Origin of the sequence: Halapricum salinum (assembly GCF_004799665.1) — an archaeon.
Lineage (GTDB): Archaea > Halobacteriota > Halobacteria > Halobacteriales > Haloarculaceae > Halapricum > Halapricum salinum.
In genome coordinates this window covers 685,865-704,530 of the sequence record NZ_CP031310.1, presented here as the reverse complement: position 1 = coordinate 704,530, position 18,666 = coordinate 685,865, and the positions used below count along the sequence as shown (strand labels likewise).

Sequence of the window (18,666 nt, the reverse complement as noted above, 5' to 3'; positions counted from 1 at the left end):
CGACCTCGACGTTCGGAGATTCTCACGGCCACAGCTACGACAGCGAGGGCTTTAATGTCCGCCCAAAGGTGGCGATCGGCAACGAAGGGTTAACTGCCTCCGTGGAGAACAGCGGGTATGGACGGCGATTCGGGCAGGGGGAGCCGACTGTGAGCGGCGTGCCCGTCTCCCGGTCTGGACGAATTCAGGAGGGACTGCTCGTCGCCGCAGCCCTCGGCCTGCTCGTCGCGACCTGGCTGTTCGTGACCGTCGAGCCGGCTCCCGACTTCGAGACGTCGCTGACCGCGCAGTTTCCCCTGTTGTTCTGGCTGTGTTTCTACGGCGTGCTCGTCGTCTCGATTGTCGTGGCGCTGCTCTCGGCGATCGACAGCTCGGGCTACTGGCGACACGCCGTCGCGCTCGCACTGGGTGACTACGCGCTGTTTTTCTTCCTGCCGCTGGCTCGCGGCTACCGCCTGTACGGCCGTGGTGCGTCGGACATCCTCGTCCACATCGGCGACGTGAAGGGGATCCTCCAGACGGGGACGATCGCCGCGGGATCGTGGTATCCCATGCAGCACACCCTCGTCTCGGAGCTGGTCCTGCTCGGGGTTCCCCTGCAAGGTGCGGAGTACGTCGTCGAGTTCGCGTTCACCGCGATGTATATTCTCTCGATGGGCTATCTCGTCCGGGTCGCGACTGGCCGCCGGGAGACGGTCGTCTACGGGCTGGTGGCGGCGACGCCGCTCGTGTTCACGATATTCCAGACGACGATCATCCCCTCGTTTCTCTCGCTCTTTCTCTTTCCGATAGTGCTCGCGATCCTCGAACAGTACCGCCGGAGCAACTCACACACGTATCTGCTGTTGTTCGTGGTCTTCGGGATCGGGATCGTCTTCTTCCACCCCGTGACGGCGGGCTTTCTGGTCGTGTTGATCCTCTCGACGACCGCCTTCGGGTACGTCTACGAGTGGCTGCGGGGCGCGTCGGTCCGGAAGATCCGCCCGACGCTGGCGTTCGTCGTCGCCCCCGCGACGTACCTCTGGTACATCAACTTCCGGGAGACCCGGACCTCGATCGAGCAGATCGTCGGCACGTGGCTCTCTGGGGGCAGTTCGCCGGGCCAGGCCGTCGCCGAGGAGGCCGCCTCGGCACCGCTCTCGATGGCCGAACTCCTCGTCCGATTCGTCGAACTGTACGGGATGGTGTTCGTCTACCTCGTCGTGGCGGGGCTGTTCGGCCTGTTCGTCGTCTCCGAGGTGCTGCGGCGGCGCTCGCGGTATCCGGAGGCGTTCGCGACGGCACAGTTCGGCGTCGGCTTCGGACTCGCCGTCGCGTTCTTGCTGGTGTATCTCATCGAGTTCGAGCCGATCCGGGTCGCGCGATACATGATCGTGATGGCCGTCTTCCTCTACGGGCTGTTGCTCGCACGAACGACCGAGTGGCGGCCGCGGCGACAGTACCTCGCAGTGGCCATTCTCGGTGCAGGGATCGTCGTCGCGGCCCTCCTGGGCGCACACGGGGCTTACTGGCCCAACGAGCAACTCACCGACGCCGAGTACGAGGGCAGCGAGTTCGTCCTCACGGAGGGCGACCAGACGCTGCCGATCCGAACCTACTCGATCAGTCACAAGATGGAGTGGTACGTCCGCGGCAGCGTCGACCCCAATCTCTGGCCGCCGAACTACCAGACCGGGTTGCCCAGGGGATTCGGCTACGACGCGGTCAACACGACGGTCGGCACACGCTACAACGAGACGTACATCGCGACCCACCGCTTCGACCGGGTGTTCTACACCGACGCGTACTTCACGCCCGCCCAGCGGGAGACGCTGATTCCCTACCGCCAGTCGGATCTACGCTGGTTGAACGCCGATCCGACCGCCGCTCGCGTCTACGACAACGGCGGCTACGAGTTGTGGTACGTGCCTGAAGGGAGTGTGTCCTGAGTACGTGCCCGAAGAGAGTGCGTCCCGACCTAGACCAGACGCATGTTGTCGAAGTACACTGGCCCGCTGCCGCCGTACTGGAAGGTGTACTCGAAGCCGACGCCGTCGTCGCCCTGGTGGCTGGCGTCGGCGCTCGTACTGGCCGATCCGATCTCCTCGCCGGCGGCGTCGGTGATGGTGACGTCGACGGCGTCGTCCGCGGAGACGCCCCAGGCGATTTCGTAGGTCATCCACTCGCCGGGGACTGCGCTCATCGATCCCATCGTGAGCTGGGACCAGCTGCCGGAGACGGCTTCCGAGACCTGGATACCGCCGTTGTTGCCGTTCCAGCCGGCGCCGATCCAGTTGTTCGCGCCACCGACGCCGAAGCGCACGATCGCACAGTCGCTGCTGTCGGTGACGTAGACGTCGACCGCAACCGTCGAGCCGTGTGGGACGTACGTCTCCAGGCCGCTCGTCGAGCGGATGCTCTGCCAGGCCGACTGGCCCGCCGTACTGACGAGCGCGTTCGAGCCGTCGGTGGCCCGGTCGGACGCCACGGCGAAGGCCCCGGTGTCGCCGTTGTACGCCGAGAGGTCGCCGCTCTCGAAGCTCTCGACCAGGTTCGGGTCGGTCGAGCCACCTCCACTGTTGTCACTCGTCTCGCCCTCGGCGACGGTGACGAACTGGCTGCCGTCGTAGTAGGAGACTGGCGGGGCGACCCACTGGCTGCCGTCGTAGTATCGCGCCGTCGCCGTCTGGAACCCGACGCCGCCGCTGCCGTCGGCCGTCGCGACCTTCAGCGTCGGGCTCGTCGCCGTCCCGCTATCTGTCCCGCCGTCGGTCTCGTAGGCACCGAGATCAGGGGCGTCGCCGGCGAAGTCGAGACCGACGTCGGTCCCGGCGTCGATAGCGGGACTGTCCGGCGAGAGCCGGAGGAAGTCCGAACTCGTCGGGTCGGTACTCTCGAAGGAGGGGTCGTCGATCCCGAGGTTCCAGGAGTTGAACTGGTGGTCGGTGGCGCTGCTCATCGAGACCGACCCCTGGTAGGAGAGGTTGTTCCGGAGGACGTGTTCGACCTCGGCGAACCAGTAGTTCGTCGAGTTGTCCCAGGCGGTGCAGTTGAACAGTTCGACGGGGATGTTCGCCTCGTTGTAGTGGAACCCGCGCGAGCGATTCTGGTAGGAGACACACCGCTCGATGCGGTGGCCGCCGCTGGTCGATCCGCCGCCGAGTTTGAAGCCGTTGCCGTCGCCGGCGGTGTTGCCGTCCGGATCCCAGCCGTTGTCGTAGGCCACGCATCGGCGGATCGTCTCGCCCTCTGCCTTCCAGAGGTCGAACCCGTCGTCTGAGTTGCCGTGGCTCACACAGTCTTCGATCACACAGCGCGGCGAGGACTCGGCGGCGATGCCGTCGGCGTTGCCGCCGCCGCTCGAGGGATCGTAGTTGTCCCGGGAGACGCAGTTGCGGACGGTCGTGTCGGGGGCGTTGTAGAGGTTGATCCCGGCACCGCTGGCGCTGGAATCGCCGCCCGACCCGATCACCGTGAGGTCCTCCAGCAGGCAGTGTTGGGTGCCGCCGAAGAGGTAGACCCCGTAGCTCGGGGCGTTGCGGACGGTGAAGTTCCGGAGCTCCCAGTAGGCGCAGTTCCACAGCCGGAGCCCGCCGTAGGTGTCGTTGCCGAAGTCGAAGACTGGATCTTCGCCCGGGTAGCCCTCCAGTCGGATGGGCGAGCCGGACGTCCCCTCCTGGGCGGAGCCATCGGCGTAGCCCGTCGGATAGTAGGTCCCGCCGCGGGCGTATCCCGTGTCGCCAGCCGAGAGCGAACTCAGGAGTGTCTGGAGCGTTCCGAACGGCTGGGTCTCTGTCCCGGGATTGGCGTCGTCGCCGTCCGGCGCGAGGTAGTACTCGGCCATGATCCTAGCTCGTGTCGATCCAGAGATCGCCTTCAGACGGATTCGATGGGGCCGTCGACCCCACGTTCACGTTCGTCATCGAGCCGAGCTGTTGCCAGGCGCTCCCGTCACCGAGGTAGACGTCGCCGGTGTCGGTCGCGAGGAACTTGGCGTTCTGTTTCGGTTCGTAGTTCTCCTTGTTCGCGTCCGTATCACGGATCTCGACGTCGATGTCGAGTGACGCGAAGTTATCGTTGAGCGGGACGTGCCAGTCGAGTGTCCCCTGTGCAGGTGTCTTGTAGTTGTGATTGTCTGTCATGGGTGGTTGTGGGTTATCTACGTCGTCAGGATATGTATCGTGATCGTTTGATTGTTGTTCTCTAACACATACGTACCGAACCACAGCCGGAACCAGGTACGCCGCTGGGTCCAGCTGTGGGTACGACCGATGGGGCTGGCGCTTACGCAGTGCCCCCGTAGCCGGCCTCGCCGAAGCCAGCCTCGCCGTAGTCGTCTTCGGGTGTCGGCGTCGGCGTGTTGTACGACCCGGTGTCGACCGCGACCGTATATTCGCCGTCGGCACTGTTGATGTCCGTCACTTCGACGGTGTAGGTGCCGGCCTCGCTCGCGGTCGCGGCCAGTCGGACCGACTGCGAGGTTCCGACCTGGCGCAACTGCATGAACTCACAGTTGGGCCCGTAGACCACGACGCCGGTGACGCCGGTCTCTGGGATGCGATCGAAGACGACCTCGAAGGCCGTGTCGGCGCTCAGGTCGAACGAGTACCAGTCGACGCCGGCCGTCTCCAGCGTTCCACTGATGTCCGTGTCGAGTTCGATCGGATTCGCGTCGGCACAGGCGTCGTTCGGCTCGCTCTCGGCTGTGAGGTTGAGCGACTCCGCGTCGAGCGCTGTCGAGTCGAGCACGTATCGCTCGCCACCGTAGCCATACCGGACTTCTTCGGCCCGTGCTCCACCCAGACAGCCGGCTGCTCCACCGACGATCGCGGCCCCACCCGCGATCTGCAAGTACGTTCGTCTGTCTATGCCCGTCTTCTCGTCCCGCTCTGGGTGTCGTTTCATGCGTCTCTCTGTGATGACGCTCGTCTCACAGTCGCTCGTGGACCTCTGTGGGCCACCAGCCAGCGCCGCAGCCGTGTGAAACGATGTCGATCACGGTTGTTCATGGTCGCCCTATCCCCGGCGACCGGTAGTTGCGGATACCAACTTCCCTTACTTAAGATACTCTCCGAAAATATCAATCGAGATAATTTGAAACGGCTGTTATTGGTGTCTAGACACGTTCTATTGTCAGAAAACGCTTCGAAACTATATACGAGTTGTCGAGAGTCGACGACTCGACACACGTGCTTATGGGGGTTCCGTGACAATCCACGAGCATGGCACGTTTCCGGATCGGCAGTGCGTTCGGCATTCCGATTCAACTCGATCTCACGTTCCTGCTCGTGCTTCCGCTCTTCGCCTGGATCATCGGTGCACAGGTCGGCCAGACCGTTGGCCTGCTCAACGACGTCTGGGGGGCGGGGCTGCCCGTCGGCCCGCTCGAAGAGGGTGCGATCAGGTGGGTGCTCGGACTGACGGCCGCCCTGGGTCTGTTCGTCGGGGTCGTCTTGCACGAGCTGGGCCATTCGCTGGTCGCGATCCGGTACGGGTATCCGATCTCTTCGATCACGCTGTGGCTGTTCGGCGGGATCGCCCAGCTCGACGAGATGCCCGAAGACTGGAAGCACGAACTGTTCATCGCTCTCGCCGGGCCGTTCGTCAGCGTCGCCCTCGCAGTCCTCTCGTATGGGGCTTTTCTCGCCGTCCCTGCCGGCAGCGGCGTCACACTCGCAGCCACCAAGTTCGTCCTCGGATATCTCGCGTTGATGAACCTCGCGCTGGCTATCTTCAACATGTTGCCGGGCTTCCCGATGGACGGTGGCCGCGTCCTGCGTGCGCTGCTGGCCCGCAGACGTGGCTATGCGCGCGCGACCAAGATCGCCGCCGAGGTCGGCAAGATCTTCGCGATCTTGCTCGGGCTGTTCGGGCTGTTCGGGCCGGGCGGGCTGTTCATGGTCGCGATCGCCTTCTTCATCTACATCGGCGCCTCGGGCGAGGCCCAGCAGACCATGATGAAAGCCGCCTTCGAGGGATTTCAGGTCCAGGACATCATGACGCCGGCCGATCGGATCGACACCGTCGACGCGGAGATGTCCGTCGCCGATCTGATCGAGCAGATGTTCAGACAGCGCCACACTGGCTATCCGGTCGCACGCGACGGCGGGATCGTCGGCCTCGTGACGCTCGACGACGCCCGCGCAGTCCGGGAGGTCGAACGCGAGGCCTATCGCGTCGAGGAAGTGATGACGGCCGATCTCCACACGATCGAGCCGACCGCCAGCGCGATGGACGCCATGGAACGACTCCAGCGCAACAACATCGGCCGGCTGCTGGTCTACGACGGCGAGGAGTTCGTCGGCCTGCTCACCCGCTCGGACCTGCTGACCGCGTTGAACATCATCAAAGAGAGCGGCGACATCAACCGTCGCCGCCTCCCCGAAGAGCTAGGCGAGACAACTACCCCCCAGAGCGGGTCCGACCAGCGCTAGACGACTGTCCCGCGACGACTCTCAGACGTTCACCGCGGCAACGAAAACTGTCGCACATCCAGATTCCGCTCGCTGTCCCAGACGACCAGCTCCTCGGCCGTCCAGCGAATCGAATCGATCTCCCTGTCGGCCAGTCGTCGCACACTGGCGAGGTCGCCGCCGCGAGCGATCGTGACGTGCGGGACGTAGTCGTTGCCCTCGATCCCGTCGACTGGTTCGAAGTGCGAACAGAGCCGCTCGTGGAGCCGCCGCAATTCTTGACTTTCGACACGGAGATAGCTCACGGGACTTCCCCCCGTCGCCGCCGTCTCGAAGGAGTCTACCTCTCGAACGCGGAGTTCGAACGGTGCGACATCCGAGAGGTGCTCGTCGACGGACGTCGCGAGCCGTGCACCGTCGCCACTTCCGAGTCGTTTGACGACCAGCGTGTGCTCGCCACGTGGTCGAGCCCGCGCCCGCGGGAGATCACGGGCCAAGCGGCTCGCCAGTCGCGTCACTGAGGACGGTAGCGGGACGTTCAGACTATACACGCGGTTGTGTAGCCCTTGTCATCGAATAAAGCACTCGTCCTCAGATCCGATCGAGCAGCCACAGCACGATCAGGACGGCGACGATCAGTCCCAGCAGTGGCCGGAACGGGCCGAGGACCCAGGCGAGAATACCGAGAACTTCACCGACGATTTCGAGGGCGAGCCAGATCACCACGAGGACGAGGACGATCTTCAGGACGTCTTCTGCGTCGAGGGCCATATTCGGCGGTGCTCGCCGCAGAACTAAAGGTGTTGTGGCTATCCCAGCCCGGAGGTGGCCACTACGCCTTTCCCGAGAGGGCTCGTACGCTCCGGCGATGACTGGTCACGCCGCCCGCGTAGTCCTGGTTGCCGCACTCGTGGTAAGCACCCTCAGCGGCGTCGCTGTCGCGATAGACGATCCCCACCAGTCGGGTCTCGGTTCGGAGACGTTCGCCCAGACTGAAGTCGATCCCGACAGCGTCGTCCTCGGGATCGACCTCGCCGAGAACGGGACCGCCTCCTGGGAGGTCTCCTACCGGGTCGAACTCACGACCGACAACGAGACGGCCGCCTTCGAGTCGCTACAGTCCGACATCGAGGCCAACACCTCGGCGTACCTCTCTGCATTTCGTGACCGGATGGAACGCACTGCCAGGACCGCCGAGAACACCACCGGCCGCGAGATGTCGATCCGCGGACTCTCCGTCTCGACCAGTATCGAGTCGGTCCAGCAGTACGGCACCGTCACCTACCGGTTCCGGTGGACGAACTTCGCCGCCGTCGACGGCGAGACGATCCGGATGGGCGACGCACTCGCCGGCTTCTTCCTCGAATCGAACACCCGACTGACCGCTACCTGGCCCGACGGATACGACGCGACGACCGTCTCACCCGAACCGGACGACCGCCGGGATCAGACCGTCACCTGGCGCGGCCCCATCGAGTTCGGTGCTGCGGGTCCGCAGGTCACGGCCAGTCCCGCTTCCTCTGGGTCGTCGTTCCCCATAGCGCTGCTGGCGTTTGCCGCTCTCCTCGCGGTCGGGATGGTCGGGACGATCTGGCTCGTGTTCACTCGTGACCTGTTCGACATTGCGGATGCCGAGGACACGACTCCCGATTCCAGCGGCGGAGCCGACACGGAGGCGATCGCCCCCGGGTCGGGTGCCGACCGAGCCGACGCGGAGACGGCCAGCGAGAATCCACAGCCGGACGAGGAACTGCTGAGCAACGAAGAGCGCGTCCTCCGGCTGCTGGACGAGCGCGGCGGCCGCGTCAAACAGCAGGAAGTCGCCAGCGAGTTCGACTGGACCGACGCCAAGACCAGCCAGGTCGTCAAGAGTCTGCGTGAAGACGACGAGATCGACGTCTTCCGGCTGGGCCGGGAGAACGTCCTCGTCGATCCCGAGGAAAGTGAGTTATAACTGTTTCGTCCTTTCACGCTCGCCAGTATCGAAACCGCACGACTGGGGCCGTCTCGAAGGCCGCTTAATCCAGCTTAATCGGGCGTGAGAAACTCGTGTTTATAGGGGGATAGCGGTACGAGGTGTAGATACGATGCGAGAGACTCCGCTTCCCCGGCCGGTGCTCGTGATGCTCGTCGCGGCGCTGTTCGTGACGCCAGCGGCCGCCATGGCGCTCCCGGGTCAGTCCGCCCAGCAGGCGACCCCCGAGACGAGTCAGGCAAACGAGACCGCCCAGCCGGGCGCACAGATGGCGAGCGTCGTCGGCGTCGGCGACGCCGAGATCGACGGCGCTGTCGAGGGCCGCGCGTTCGGACAGGCGATCGCGGCCGCCCAGAGCAACGAGAGCAAGGCGGCTGTCGTCGAGGCCCACGTCCAGCGACTGGAATCGCGCCTGGACCGACTGCAGCAGCGCCGCGCGAACCTCACGGCGGCGGCCGAGGACGGCACGATGAACCGGCAGGCCTACCGGGCGCGGACGGCCGCGCTGGCGGCCCAGATCCAGCAGGTCGAACGCCAGCTGAATCGCAGTCAGCGGACGGCGATGGCGCTCCCGCCACAGGCTCGGAACGCGGCCGGGCTGAACGTCACGGCCATCGAGACGCTGCGATCGCAGGCCGGTGCCCTCCGCGGCGGTGACGTCGCACAGATCGCCCGCGGCATGGTCGGGCGTGGCGTCGGCCACGGAATCCCGGACGTCCCGCGCGGCGGCCCGCCCGAGGGCGTCCCCGGCAACTGGACGCGCGGCCCCGGCATGGGTGGCCCGCCGGACGATGCTGGCCCCTCCGATGACACGGGTCCGTCGAACGATCGCGGCCCCGGAAGCGACCGCGGTTCTGATCGACACGGAAACCGCACGTCGACCAGGTAGTGCCGCTCTGCTGTGCTACGAGAACACGCCACACGGCGGTGGGCGTCTCGGAAGATATTAGTACTGTTCTGGGGATAGCAACGGGTACATGACGCAGATCGACTCGGCTGGTGCTCGCGAGGCTTCCAGCGGGGCGTCTGCCTCTTTCTTTGGCATCCGACGCCGACGACGACGGGGCCGTTAGGCCCTACTACACTACTTCCCACGACGGATTCGTCTCACGCGCTTGCTACCGCCCACCCGTCGGGTTCTGGGCGGGAAAACCGAACCCCGACATCAACAACAATGCCAGGTGAACACTCAGGAACCGTCGCGCTCGCCTTCTCGGGCGGGCTCGACACCACAGTCTGCGTATCGCTACTGAAAGAAGAGTACGGCTTCGACGAGGTCATCGGCGTCACCGTCGACGTCGGCCAGCCCGACTACGAGTTCGAAGAGGCCGAAGAGACCGCCGAGGCCCTCGACGTCGAGCAGTTCGTCGTCGACGCCCGCGAGGACTTCGCCGACCTCTGCCTCCGCGCCGTCAAGGCCAACGCCGACTACCAGGGCTACCCGCTCGGGACCGCCCTCGCACGCCCGGTCATCGCCAAGTCGATCCTCGAAGTCGCCGAGGAGCAGGGCTGCTCGGCGGTCGCCCACGGCTGCACGGGGAAAGGCAACGACCAGCTTCGCTTCGAGGCGATCTGGCGCGACTCCGAGCTGGACGTCATCGCACCCGTGCGCGAACTCGGTCTCACCCGCGAGTGGGAGAACGAGTACGCCAAAGAGCAGGGCCTCCCAGTCGAAGGCGGCGACGGTGGTCGCTACTCCATCGACACGAACCTCTGGAGTCGCTCCATCGAGGGCTCGGAACTCGAAGATCCGAGTACGATCCCCGAGGACGACATCTACAAGTGGACCGAGAACCCCTCCGGCAAAGAGGCAGAGCTCGTCGAGATCGAGTTCGAGGACGGCGTTCCGGTCGCACTGGAGGGCGAGGATCTGGGCGCGGTCGAACTCATCGAACAGCTCAATTCCCAGGCCGGGTCCCACGGCGTCGGCCGTACGGACATGATGGAAGACCGCATGCTCGGACTCAAGGTGCGCGAGAACTACGAGCATCCCGCCGCCACCGTTCTCCTCACCGCACACGAAGCACTCGAAGGGCTCGTCCTGACTCAGGAAGAGCGCGCGTTCAAAGAGCAGATCGACCAGCAGTGGTCCGAGAAGGGCTACCAGGGCCTGATCGACGCGCCAATCGTCGACGCCCTGGAAGGGTTCATCGACGAGACCCAGACTCGCGTGAACGGCACCGTCACCGTCAAACTCGAAGGCGGGCACTGTCGTCCGGTCTCGCGCGAGTCCGACTACGCCGTCTACAGTGAATCGGCGGCCTCCTTCGACGAGTCGGACGTCACGGGCGGGATCACCCAGCAGGACGCCACCGGCGTCGCGAAGTACCACGGCTTCCAGTCCCGCCTCGCCAAGAAGGTCACCGAGGACCTGAAGGCCAAGCAGGCGGCGACCGACGGCGGCCAGGAGGAGTGAACGATGGCAGAGGAACCCAGCGAGGGCGAACGTCGTGAGTCCTCGGACGAAACAGTAGTCCGCCGGGACCGCTTCAGCGGCGGTCCCGCCCGCGGGTTCCTCTCTTCTCTTTCGGACGACGAGCGCATCTTCGCGGCCGATCTGGCCGTCGACCGCGCTCACGTCGTGATGCTCGCAGAGCAGGGTATCATCGAAGACGACGTAACGGGCGAGATTCTGGCGGCGCTCGACGAGATCGAGGCCGACGGCCACGACGCGCTCACTGACGGCGAGGACGTCCACGAGGCCGTCGAGTCGGCGGTCATCGAGCGCGTCGGACCAGCCGGTGGCAAGATGCACACGGCCCGCTCGCGCAACGACGAGGTCGCGGCCTGCATCCGCTATCGCATGCGCGCGGACCTGCTGGCGACGATCGCGACCGTGATCGAGGCCCGCCAGCGCTTCGTCGAGATGGCCCTGGAGACGCGTGGCATCGTGATGCCCGGCTACACCCACCTCCAGCCGGCCCAGCCGACGACGGTCGGCCACTGGATCGCCTCCTACGAGCAGGCACTCCAGCGCGATACCAGCCGCCTACTCGACGCCTACGGTCGCGTGAACCAGAACCCGCTCGGATCGGCGGCGTTCGCGGGGACGCCGTTCGACGTCGACCGCGAGCGTACCGCGGAACTGCTCGGGTTCGCCGGGGTGGCCGAGAACTCCATGGACGCCTCGGCGACGCGTGACTTCCTCGTCGAGGTCACCGCAGCGCTCGCCAACCTGGCGACCACGCTGTCGGGACTCGCCGAGGACGTCATCGTCATGGCCAGCAAGGGCCACGTCGAGTTGGCCGACGAGTACTCCTCGACGTCATCGATCATGCCCCAGAAAAAAAATCCCGACACGCTGGAACTGGTCCGTGGACGTTCCGGCGACGCCACCGCCGGATTGAACGGCTTGCTGACCAATCTGAAGGGCCAGCCCCGCGCGTACAACCGTGATCTGCAGCGGGCGGGTCGTCACGCCTGGGACGCCATCGACAGCGTCACCGAGAGCGTCGAAGTCGCTGCCGGGGCGGTTACGACGGCCGAGTGGCCAGTCGAGACGCTCCGAGATGCCGCTGGCGAAGGATTCTCGACGGCGACAGGGGTAGCGGATCTGCTGGCGATGGCGGGGATGCCGTTCCGGACGGCCCACGAAGTCGTTGCAGAAGCGGCCGAGACGCTCGGCCCGGAGGAGAACGCTCCCGACTACGAGACGCTGGATGCGGTCTGTGCGGACATCGTCGGAGAGCCACTCTCGCAGTTCGTCGACCGTGAGGCCGTCGAAGACGCGCTCGATCCCGTACAGTCCGTCGCGATGCGCGACTCCCGTGGCGGGCCGGCCCCCGAGGCAGTCACCGAAGCGCTCGACACCGCCCAGCAACGCCTGGACGAGGACGGTACCGCGCTGGCCGAACGCCAGGACGCACTCGCGGCCGCCGCTGCCGAACTCGACTCGGAGGTCGAATCCTATGTCTGAGACGTTCCACGGGCGACCCCGACACCGACGACCCCCGTCGGGGGCCTAACATACCAGAATACGTATACTGTTTCGTTGGAGTTGCGCTAATTCGGCCTAAATAGCCGTTAGTCGGCACTCTGATCAATACTTTTTCCTGATAGGTTCGACGCCTTTAAGTAGATACGCGCGTGAGGTGGGGATACCATGACAGACTGCGTCGAGTGCGGGGCCGAGGTGTCCTTGCACGAGAACCTCGAAGTGGGAGAGATCGTCGATTGTTCGACCTGCGGTGCCGAACTGGAGGTCGTCGGGATCGATCCCGTCGAACTCGACACGGCACCCGAACTGCAAGAGGACTGGGGTGAGTGAGCGATGTTCGAGGGCGGCCCGCCCGGGACGGTGACACCATGAAGATCGGACTTCTCTACTCGCGCATCCGCAAGGACGAGAAGCTCCTGTTGAACGAACTCCGCGAGCGCGACCACGAGATCGAAAAGATCGACGTTCGCCGCCAGCAGTTTTCCCTCTCTGACCCGCCGAGCGAGTTCGAGGGCCTGGATCTCGTACTCGACCGGTGTCTCGCGACCTCCCGCAGTCTCTACGCCACGAAGTTCGCCGAAGCCTACGACGTGCCGATCGTCAATTCGCCCGAGACCGCTGAAATCTGTGCGGACAAGGTGAAAAACAGTCTCGCACTGGAAGAAGCGGATATCCCGACGCCAAACACGGAAGTCGCCTTTACGAAGGACGCCGCCCTCGAGATCGTCGAGGAGTTCGGCTATCCCTGCGTCCTCAAGCCCGTCGTGGGTTCCTGGGGCCGCCTGATGGCCAAACTCGATACCCGGGATGCGGCCGAAGCCGTCCTCGAACACAAGGAGACGCTGGGTCACTACGAGCACAAGATCTTCTACGTCCAGGAGTTCGTCGACAAGCCCGGCCGCGACATCCGCGTGCTGGCGACCGACGGCGAACCCGTCGCCGCGATGGTCCGTTCCTCCGATCACTGGCTGACCAACGCCGCGAAGGGTGCCGACACCGCCGAGTTCGAACTGGACGACGAGGCGCTCGACCTGGTCGAACGCGCCTCGGAAGCAGTTGGTGGGGGGCTTCTCGGTATCGATCTCATGGAAACTGGCGTCGACGAGAACGGTGAGCCGACCGGCTACACCGTCCACGAGGTCAACCACACGGTGGAATTCAAAGCCCTCAACGACGTGACCGAGGTCGACGTCCCGGGGACTGTCGTCGACTGGCTCGAGACGCAGGCACAGGAGGACGCAACATGACGTATTCCGCAAGCGTCGTCGGTGGCACGGGCTTCACGGGCGGGGAACTGCTCCGCCTGCTGGCCGGCCACCCCGAGTTCGAGATCGAACAGGCGACCAGCCGCTCGAAGGCCAACAAGACCGTGGGTCACTCCCACCCGAACCTCCGGGAGCTGGACCTCCGTTTCTCCGATCCCGAGGACCTCGAATCGGTCGACGTGCTGTTCGCGGCGACGCCCCACGGCGTCTCGATGGAGCAGATCGACGCCTTCCAGGACGCCGCCGACACCGTCGTCGACCTCTCGGCTGACTTCCGCCTCGACACGGAGGCACAGTACGACGAGTGGTACGACGGCCATAGCCGCCCCGAACTCTTGGAGAAGAGCGAGTACGCCCTGCCCGAACTCAACCGCGAGAACCTCGAAGGCGCGGACCTGATCGCCTCCGGTGGCTGCAACGCCACGGCGACGATCATGGGTCTGTTGCCGCTGTTCGAGGCCGACATCCTCTCCGGCGACGAGCAGGTCGTCGTCGACGTGAAAGTCGGCTCCTCGGAAGGTGGCGCGGGTGGCGGCGCAGCCTCCAGCCATCCCGAGCGCAGCGGCGTCGTCCGTCCCTACGCGCCGACGGGCCACCGCCACGAGGCCGAGATCGAGCAGTTCCTCGGTATCGACGTCTCCTTTACCGTGCATGCGGTCGATATGATCCGCGGCGCGAGCGCGACCTGTCACGTCTTCCCCGACGGCCCGGTGTCGAAGGGGGACCTCTGGAAAGCGTATCGCGGCTCCTACGAAGACGAGCCGTTCGTCGAGATGGTCGCGGGCGGCGGTGGCGTCTATCGCTACCCCGAGCCGAAGGCCATCGCGGGCACGAACAAGGCCGAGGTCGGCTTCGAACTCGACCCCGGAAACAAGCGCCTGGTCGTGTTCTCGGCCATCGACAACATGATGAAAGGATCGGCCGGCCAGGCCGTCCACGCCGCCAACGTCGCACTGGGAATCGAGGAGACCGCAGGTCTGGACTTCCAGGGTCTACACCCCGTGGGGGCACCATGACGGTAGTCGTCAAGGTCGGCGGCGCCCGTGCGGTCGATCCCGAAGGGGCGCTGGCGGACGTCGCCAGTCTCACTGAGCAGGGCGAAGACGTGGTCGTCGTCCACGGCGGTTCCACGAAGGTCGACGACACCCTGGAACGTCTCGGTATCGAACCCGAGTACGTCGAGACGCCCAGCGGCGTCGTCGGGCGGTTCACCGACGAGGCCACGATGGAGGTCTTCGAGATGGCCTTCGGCCACCTCAACACCCAGTTGGTCGCCGGGCTACAGACCCAGGGCGTCGACGCGGTCGGACTCAACGGCGTCGACGGAAAACTGCTGTACGGCCCCCGGAAGTCGGCCGTGCGCGTCGTCGAAGACGGCAAGCGCAAGATCAAGCGCGGCGACCACTCCGGAACGATCAAGCAGGTGAATTCGGACCTGCTCGGATCGCTGCTGGATGACGGCTACACGCCCGTGGCGGCTCCCCCTATGGCTGGAAAAGACGAGGACGAGATCATTCCGGTCAACACCGACGCCGACCGCTCGGCGGCGGCCATCGCCGGCGCGCTCGACGCGACGCTGGTCTTGCTGACCGACGTCGAGGGCGTCTACGAAGATCCCGACGACTCCTCGACCCTCATCGAGAGCGTCGAGACCGACGAGGGCTGGGACGCCCTCGAAGCCGCTGCGGAGGGCTTCATGGGTCGGAAGATCATGGCCGTCGAGGAGGCCCTCTCGGAGGGGGCTCCCGAGGCAGTCGTGGCCGACGCCAACGCCGACGCGCCGATCACGTCTGCCCTCGACGGAAGCGGCACGCACGTCCACGCGAGTGCACTCGCGGACGACGTCGACGACACACAGGAGGTAGATGCATGACCGGATTCGTCTTCAACGAAAAGCCGATCCAGATCGAACGCGGCGACGGGAGTTTCGTCTACGACGACTCGGGCACCGAGTACCTCGACATGGGCGCGTCCTACGCCTGCGTCCCGCTGGGTCACAGCCACCCCGCTGTACACGAGGCGGTCACCGAGCAGTTCGAGAAACTGACCTACGTCCAGGCATCCTACCCCAACGCCGAGCGCACGGCGCTGTACGAACTGTTGGCCGAGACCGCGCCTGGCGACCTCGACAACACCTGGCTCTGTAACTCGGGCACCGAGGCCAACGAAGCGGCCCTCAAATTCGCCCGGAGCGCCACCGGCAACTCGAAGATCGTCGCGACGATGCAGGGGTTCCACGGGCGGACGATGGGAGCACTCGCGACGACCTGGAAAGACAAGTACAAGAAGCCCTACGAGCCGCTGATCGGCGACGTGGAGTTCGTCCCCTACGACAACGCCGAAGCACTCGACGAGGCCGTCGACGAGGACACCGCCGCCTTCATCGTCGAACCGGTCCAGGGCGAGGGCGGGATCAACCCCGCTTCTCACGACTACCTCCAGGCCGCCCGCGAGATCACCGAAGACGCCGGTGCAGCCCTCGTTTTCGACGAGGTCCAGACCGGCATGGGTCGTACGGGGTCGCTGTGGGCCTGCGAACAGGCCGGCGTCGTCCCGGACATGCTCACCTCCGCGAAAGGTCTGGGCAATGGTTTCCCGGTCGGCGCGACCCTCGTCAGAGACTGGGTTGCGGAGAACTACGGCAGCCACGCCTCGACGTTCTCGGGCGGGCCCGTGATCTCGGCCGCAGCGGGCGCGACCGTCTCGACGATGGTCGAGGAGGAGATTCCCGCCCACGCAGGCGAGGTGGGCGACTACCTCGTGAACGAGCTCGAGGCCACCCTCGGCGAAGAGGTGCGTGACGTCCGCGGCGAGGGCCTGATGATCGGCGTCGAGGTCAAGCGCGGGGCGAACCGATATTTGAAGAACCTCGCGATGAAACACCAGATCCTGGCGCTGCCGGCGGGACGCACCGTCATCAGGCTGCTCCCGCCGCTGACGATCACCGAATCGGAGGCAGATCAGGTCGTCGACGCCCTCGAAGACCTGCTGACAGAGTAATGAGCACCACGATCCCCACCACGACCGTTCCGACCGACGAGGCCCGACAGTTGCTCGTGGACCTCGTCGAGACGCCCTCGGTAACTCCGGAAGAAGAAGACGCCGGCGAGGTACTCGTCCAGTTCTTCGCGGCCCACGACCGGGAGGTCTGGGTCGACGACGTCGGCAACGTCCGCGCGCCCGCCGACGACGGGGCACTGCTGACGAGCCACATCGACACGGTCCCGGGCGACATCCCGGTCCGGGTCGAACGGCTGCCCCGGGAGGACGCCCGTTTCGGTGGCGAACCCACCGACGAGGATACGAGCGAGGAGGTAGACGTGCTGTGGGGACGGGGCAGCGTCGACGCCAAGGGGCCGCTGGCGGCGATGGCCGTCGTCGCCGTCGAGACGGGGGCCTCCTTCGTCGGCGTCGTCGGCGAGGAGGTCGACTCCCGCGGCGCGCTCCACCTCGTCGACGACCGCGACTCGGAACCGGACGCCGTGATCAACGGCGAACCCTCGGGCTGGGAGGGGATCACGCTGGGCTACCGTGGCCTGCTGGGTGGCAACTACGTCGCCACCTCCGAGTCGGGCCACTCCTCGCGACCGGACGACAACGCGATCCAGGACGCGATCAACTGGTGGAACCGGGTCGAAGAGGAGTTCGAACCGGACGATTGGGTCCCCGTCTTCGAGCGCGTGACGCCCAAACCCACAAGTATCGACGGCGGGGTCTCCGAAGACGGCCTCTCCGTCGAGACGACGATGCGACTCCAGCTCCGGGTCCCGCCCGAGTATACCACCGAGGAGATCCGCGAAATCACCGACGGCCACCTCGAAAACGGAACTGTGCACTGGGACGACCAGGTCGAACCGGTGATGATGAGCCCCCGAACTGCACCGGGCCGGGCCTTCCGGGCGGCGATCCGCAAGCGCGGGGGCGACCCGCGACTGCTCCGCAAGACCGGCACCAGCGACATGAACGTCTACGCGAAGGTCTGGGACTGCCCGATGGTCACCTACGGTCCGGGCGACTCGGACCTCGATCACGCCCCGAACGAACACCTTCCCCTGGAGGAGTACGACCACTCGGTGGCGGTCCTGCGCGACGCCACCGAGACGCTACTGGAGGACTGACAATGGTACGCCACCTGCTCGACGTCGACGACCTCACGCCAGCCGAACTCGAAACCGTGCTCGACCGCGCGGCCGACATCAAAGCCGCTCAGGCGGCCGGGCACGGCGACGAACCGTTCGATAACCAGACCCTCGGGATGATCTTCGAGAAGCCCAGTACACGCACGCGGGTTTCCTTCGAGACCGGCATGACCCAGCTCGGCGGCCACGCTATCTTCCTGGGGCCCGACGACATCCACCTCGGGAGCGGCGAGCCGGTCAAAGACACCGCCCGCGCGCTCTCGCGGTACGTCGACGTCGTCATGGCCAGGCTGTTCGATCACGACGACGCCGAGGAACTGGCCGAGTACGCCACTGTGCCGTTCGTCAACGGTCTCACCGACGACGCCCATCCCTGCCAGACGCTTGCGGATCTACTGACCATCCGCGAGCACTTCGGCGGGTTCGAGGAGGTGCGTGTGGCGTGGGTCGGCGACGGCAACAACGTCGCCCAGTCGTTCGTCCTCGGCGCGGCGATGGTCGGGCTGGATCTCACTGTGGCGACGCCCGAGGGCTACGAGATAGACGACGAGGTGCTGGCCCGAGCCGACGCGGTTGGTGAGGCTCCAGCGACGACCCACGACCCGGAAGCAGCGGTCGAGGACGCCGACGTCGTCTATACCGACGTGTTCGTCAGCATGGGCCAGGAGGACCGCCGCGAGGAGAAACTCGCGGAGTTCGAGGGGTTCCAGGTGACGACCGACCTGATCGGCGACCGCAAACTGATGCACTGCCTGCCGGCCCACCGCGGCGAGGAAGTCACCGACGAGTCCATCGAGAGCGAGAACGCGATCGTGTGGGACCAGGCGGAGAACCGGCTCCACGCCCAGAAGGGGCTGCTGGTGTGGATGAGCGAGCAGGAGTGAGTGCGGATCGCGAGTGACATCCTGATCGTCTTTGGGTTCTCGCCGCTGACGTGCCAGTATTTAGGCTCGCCAAA

18 protein-coding genes are annotated in these 18,666 nt (G+C 65.6%); 13 read left to right on the top strand and 5 right to left on the bottom strand.

The window, feature by feature from the left end; genetic code table 11:
- Window positions 1-149: 149 nt before the first annotated feature.
- Entirely contained in the window at window positions 150-1,928 is a 1,779-nt protein-coding gene (locus DV733_RS03425; RefSeq protein ID WP_136342273.1) for a hypothetical protein, read from the top strand.
- 29 nt (window positions 1,929-1,957) lie between these two features.
- Here the strand turns inward: DV733_RS03425 and DV733_RS03420 are convergent, their stop codons facing one another.
- From DV733_RS03420 to DV733_RS03410, 3 genes are all read right to left on the bottom strand, one after another.
- Entirely contained in the window at window positions 1,958-3,823 is a 1,866-nt protein-coding gene (locus tag DV733_RS03420; protein ID WP_049993795.1) for a right-handed parallel beta-helix repeat-containing protein, read from the bottom strand.
- Window positions 3,824-3,827: 4 nt separating this feature from the next.
- Window positions 3,828-4,121, bottom strand: a complete 294-nt coding sequence (locus DV733_RS03415; RefSeq protein WP_049993794.1) for a hypothetical protein — start codon at window positions 4,119-4,121, stop codon at window positions 3,828-3,830.
- A 142-nt stretch (window positions 4,122-4,263) separates the two neighbouring features.
- Window positions 4,264-4,884, bottom strand: a complete 621-nt coding sequence (locus tag DV733_RS03410) for a hypothetical protein (protein ID WP_049993793.1) — start codon at window positions 4,882-4,884, stop codon at window positions 4,264-4,266.
- A gap of 317 nt (window positions 4,885-5,201) precedes the next feature.
- Here DV733_RS03410 and DV733_RS03405 point away from each other — a divergent pair, with 317 nt between their 5' ends.
- Window positions 5,202-6,413 carry a site-2 protease family protein gene (locus DV733_RS03405; RefSeq protein WP_049993792.1) on the top strand — a complete coding sequence of 404 codons (1,212 nt, stop codon included), beginning with the start codon at window positions 5,202-5,204 and terminating at the stop codon, window positions 6,411-6,413.
- A 29-nt stretch (window positions 6,414-6,442) separates the two neighbouring features.
- Here the strand turns inward: DV733_RS03405 and DV733_RS03400 are convergent, their stop codons facing one another.
- Together DV733_RS03400 and DV733_RS03395 are read right to left on the bottom strand one after the other, a co-directional pair.
- Window positions 6,443-6,943: a 2'-5' RNA ligase family protein gene (locus tag DV733_RS03400; RefSeq protein WP_049993791.1), complete on the bottom strand. Its 501-nt coding sequence runs from the start codon at window positions 6,941-6,943 to the stop codon at window positions 6,443-6,445.
- Between the two features lie 40 nt (window positions 6,944-6,983).
- Window positions 6,984-7,163, bottom strand: coding sequence for a DUF7554 family protein (locus DV733_RS03395; RefSeq protein ID WP_049993790.1), 180 nt, complete (start codon window positions 7,161-7,163; stop codon window positions 6,984-6,986).
- 97 nt (window positions 7,164-7,260) lie between these two features.
- Here DV733_RS03395 and DV733_RS03390 point away from each other — a divergent pair, with 97 nt between their 5' ends.
- The 11 genes from DV733_RS03390 to argF all read left to right on the top strand — a co-directional run bounded on the left by DV733_RS03390 (window position 7,261) and on the right by argF (window position 18,592).
- Window positions 7,261-8,346 carry a DUF7345 domain-containing protein gene (locus tag DV733_RS03390; RefSeq protein WP_049993789.1) on the top strand — a complete coding sequence of 362 codons (1,086 nt, stop codon included), beginning with the start codon at window positions 7,261-7,263 and terminating at the stop codon, window positions 8,344-8,346.
- A 133-nt stretch (window positions 8,347-8,479) separates the two neighbouring features.
- Window positions 8,480-9,256 carry a hypothetical protein gene (locus DV733_RS03385; RefSeq protein ID WP_049993788.1) on the top strand — a complete coding sequence of 259 codons (777 nt, stop codon included), beginning with the start codon at window positions 8,480-8,482 and terminating at the stop codon, window positions 9,254-9,256.
- Between the two features lie 285 nt (window positions 9,257-9,541).
- Complete coding sequence (locus tag DV733_RS03380) at window positions 9,542-10,783, top strand: argininosuccinate synthase (protein WP_049993787.1); 1,242 nt, start codon at window positions 9,542-9,544, stop codon at window positions 10,781-10,783.
- 3 nt (window positions 10,784-10,786) lie between these two features.
- Window positions 10,787-12,283, top strand: coding sequence for an argininosuccinate lyase (gene argH / locus DV733_RS03375; protein ID WP_049993786.1), 1,497 nt, complete (start codon window positions 10,787-10,789; stop codon window positions 12,281-12,283).
- 186 nt (window positions 12,284-12,469) lie between these two features.
- Window positions 12,470-12,634, top strand: a complete 165-nt coding sequence (lysW, locus tag DV733_RS03370; protein WP_049993785.1) for a lysine biosynthesis protein LysW — start codon at window positions 12,470-12,472, stop codon at window positions 12,632-12,634.
- 38 nt (window positions 12,635-12,672) lie between these two features.
- A complete protein-coding gene (gene lysX, locus DV733_RS03365) occupies window positions 12,673-13,551 on the top strand; it encodes a lysine biosynthesis protein LysX (protein ID WP_049993784.1) in 879 nt (292 codons plus the stop codon).
- The gene (argC, locus tag DV733_RS03360; protein WP_049993783.1) at window positions 13,548-14,585 is read left to right on the top strand and encodes an N-acetyl-gamma-glutamyl-phosphate reductase; all 1,038 of its coding nucleotides are present in this window, start codon (window positions 13,548-13,550) and stop codon (window positions 14,583-14,585) included. The genes lysX and argC overlap by 4 nt, the downstream gene beginning before the upstream one ends.
- Window positions 14,582-15,442, top strand: coding sequence for an acetylglutamate/acetylaminoadipate kinase (locus DV733_RS03355; protein WP_049993782.1), 861 nt, complete (start codon window positions 14,582-14,584; stop codon window positions 15,440-15,442). The genes argC and DV733_RS03355 overlap by 4 nt, the downstream gene beginning before the upstream one ends.
- Window positions 15,439-16,569, top strand: a complete 1,131-nt coding sequence (locus tag DV733_RS03350; RefSeq protein ID WP_049993781.1) for an aspartate aminotransferase family protein — start codon at window positions 15,439-15,441, stop codon at window positions 16,567-16,569. Before DV733_RS03355 ends, DV733_RS03350 begins: the two co-directional genes overlap by 4 nt.
- Complete coding sequence (locus tag DV733_RS03345; RefSeq protein ID WP_049993780.1) at window positions 16,569-17,687, top strand: [LysW]-lysine hydrolase; 1,119 nt, start codon at window positions 16,569-16,571, stop codon at window positions 17,685-17,687. Before DV733_RS03350 ends, DV733_RS03345 begins: the two co-directional genes overlap by 1 nt.
- A 2-nt stretch (window positions 17,688-17,689) precedes the next feature.
- Window positions 17,690-18,592, top strand: coding sequence for an ornithine carbamoyltransferase (gene argF, locus DV733_RS03340; protein WP_049993779.1), 903 nt, complete (start codon window positions 17,690-17,692; stop codon window positions 18,590-18,592).
- The last annotated feature ends 74 nt before the right edge of the window (window positions 18,593-18,666 follow it).

Bases quoted from the DNA above. Each gene is read 5' to 3' on its own strand.
- DV733_RS03420 (WP_049993795.1), bottom strand. From the start codon at position 3,823: ATGGCCGAGTACTACCTCGCGCCGGACGGCGACGACGCCAATCCCGGG.
- DV733_RS03415 (WP_049993794.1), bottom strand. From the start codon at position 4,121: ATGACAGACAATCACAACTACAAGACACCTGCACAGGGGACACTCGAC.
- DV733_RS03410 (WP_049993793.1), bottom strand. From the start codon at position 4,884: ATGAAACGACACCCAGAGCGGGACGAGAAGACGGGCATAGACAGACGA.
- DV733_RS03405 (WP_049993792.1), top strand. From the start codon at position 5,202: ATGGCACGTTTCCGGATCGGCAGTGCGTTCGGCATTCCGATTCAACTC.
- DV733_RS03395 (WP_049993790.1), bottom strand. From the start codon at position 7,163: ATGGCCCTCGACGCAGAAGACGTCCTGAAGATCGTCCTCGTCCTCGTG.
- DV733_RS03390 (WP_049993789.1), top strand. From the start codon at position 7,261: ATGACTGGTCACGCCGCCCGCGTAGTCCTGGTTGCCGCACTCGTGGTA.
- DV733_RS03385 (WP_049993788.1), top strand. From the start codon at position 8,480: ATGCGAGAGACTCCGCTTCCCCGGCCGGTGCTCGTGATGCTCGTCGCG.
- DV733_RS03380 (WP_049993787.1), top strand. From the start codon at position 9,542: ATGCCAGGTGAACACTCAGGAACCGTCGCGCTCGCCTTCTCGGGCGGG.
- argH (WP_049993786.1), top strand. From the start codon at position 10,787: ATGGCAGAGGAACCCAGCGAGGGCGAACGTCGTGAGTCCTCGGACGAA.
- lysW (WP_049993785.1), top strand. From the start codon at position 12,470: ATGACAGACTGCGTCGAGTGCGGGGCCGAGGTGTCCTTGCACGAGAAC.
- lysX (WP_049993784.1), top strand. From the start codon at position 12,673: ATGAAGATCGGACTTCTCTACTCGCGCATCCGCAAGGACGAGAAGCTC.
- argC (WP_049993783.1), top strand. From the start codon at position 13,548: ATGACGTATTCCGCAAGCGTCGTCGGTGGCACGGGCTTCACGGGCGGG.
- DV733_RS03355 (WP_049993782.1), top strand. From the start codon at position 14,582: ATGACGGTAGTCGTCAAGGTCGGCGGCGCCCGTGCGGTCGATCCCGAA.
- DV733_RS03350 (WP_049993781.1), top strand. From the start codon at position 15,439: ATGACCGGATTCGTCTTCAACGAAAAGCCGATCCAGATCGAACGCGGC.
- DV733_RS03345 (WP_049993780.1), top strand. From the start codon at position 16,569: ATGAGCACCACGATCCCCACCACGACCGTTCCGACCGACGAGGCCCGA.
- argF (WP_049993779.1), top strand. From the start codon at position 17,690: ATGGTACGCCACCTGCTCGACGTCGACGACCTCACGCCAGCCGAACTC.